General features: G+C 40.2%; 1 protein-coding gene. It reads right to left on the reverse strand.

The annotated features are described in order from the left end of the window. On the reverse strand, nt 1-1,561 hold a 1,561-nt coding region (locus RFK25_RS11405; RefSeq protein ID WP_332413537.1), incomplete at both ends, for a MucBP domain-containing protein.

Here is a 1,561-nt window from a genome sequence, read left to right on the forward strand (position 1 = left end):
TCTTCGTCAACGTGGTTTGTTACAACCTTCTTAGCAGGTGTTTCTACTTTGCGGTAGATGTGAGTTGTGTTACCGTCTGGATCTGTTACAGTCTTACCTGTGAACTCGTATCCTGGGATTGACTTGTTAGGTGTTGTACCCTCTTCTTGCGGTGCAATTGGGTTACCATCTTCGTCAACGTGGTTTGTTACAACCTTCTTAGCAGGTGTTTCTACTTTGCGGTAGATGTGAGTTGTGTTACCGTCTGGATCTGTTACAGTCTTACCTGTGAACTCGTATCCTGGGATTGACTTGTTAGGTGTTGTACCCTCTTCTTGCGGTGCAATTGGGTTACCATCTTCGTCAACGTGGTTTGTTACAACCTTCTTAGCAGGTGTTACTTTACGGTATACATAAGTTACTACAGTTTCACCTTCGACAACTTTACCATTTTCAGTACCGTCAACACGAACAAGTTCGTATTCTTCACCATTAAATGTGATTGTACCTGGCTTGTTATCTGTTGTGTCGTATGGTGTATCTACATCTGATGATGGTGTATCTGTAACAGGTTTAGAGATAACTGTACCATCTTCAGTAACATAGTTCACGACTACTGTACCTTTAGGTGATACTTTACGGTAAACGTGAGTCACATTGCCATCTTCATCAATAGTAGTCTTACCTGTAAACTCATAACCTGAAATTGATGTGTTTGGTTTAGTGCCATCTTCTTGTGGTGAAATAGACTTACCATTCTCATCAACGTGGTTGGTTACAGGAGATTTAACTGCGCTAGATACTTTACGGTATACGTAAGTTACTTCAGTTGTACCCTCAACAACAGAGCCATTTTCATTACCTTGTGTCAATACTGGAACAAGTTCATAGACAGAACCGTCAGCTGTAGTAATTGTAGTTGGTTTGTTATCTGTTGTATTGTAAGATGTACCTGTTGAAGTTGAGCTTGTATCTTCTACTGGAGAAGCAATCACATTACCTTCAGTGTCGATGTAGTTAACAACAACGTTACCCTTCACTTCTTCATATACGTAAGTCACTTGCTTGTCTTCGCCTGGAGTTACTGATCCATTTTCTTCACCAGTAGTCAAGCTTGGAACAAGTTTGTAAGTCTTACCATCTTCAGTAGTGATTGTAGTTGGCTTGTTATCTTCAGTTGTGTATGTCTTACCTGGTTCAGCGTTCTCTTCATCCTTAACTGGAGATTTGATTACTGTACCGTTAGTTGTTACATAGTTAACTGTTACTGAACCTGCTGGCTCGTAAACGTAAGTTACTTCTGTAGTACCTTCTACAACTTTACCAGACTCGTTATCGCCAGCTTTCACTTCTTTGTAGTAGTAAGTAACACCGTTGTGTTTGATAACAGCTGGTTTGAAATCTGTTGTATCGTAAGTTGTATCAAGAGCCGCATCAGTAGTGTCGTTTACTGAAGTTGCAATTGTTTCACCATTAGTGTTCACATAGTTAACGACAACGCTACCGTTTGGTTTTGGAGCTGGAGTTGTTACTTTTTGGTAAACATAAGTTACTTGAGTTGTACCTTCAACAACAGAACCAT

It is taken from the genome of Streptococcus sp. SS-4456 (assembly GCF_036680365.1).
In the GTDB taxonomy this organism is placed as follows: domain Bacteria; phylum Bacillota; class Bacilli; order Lactobacillales; family Streptococcaceae; genus Streptococcus.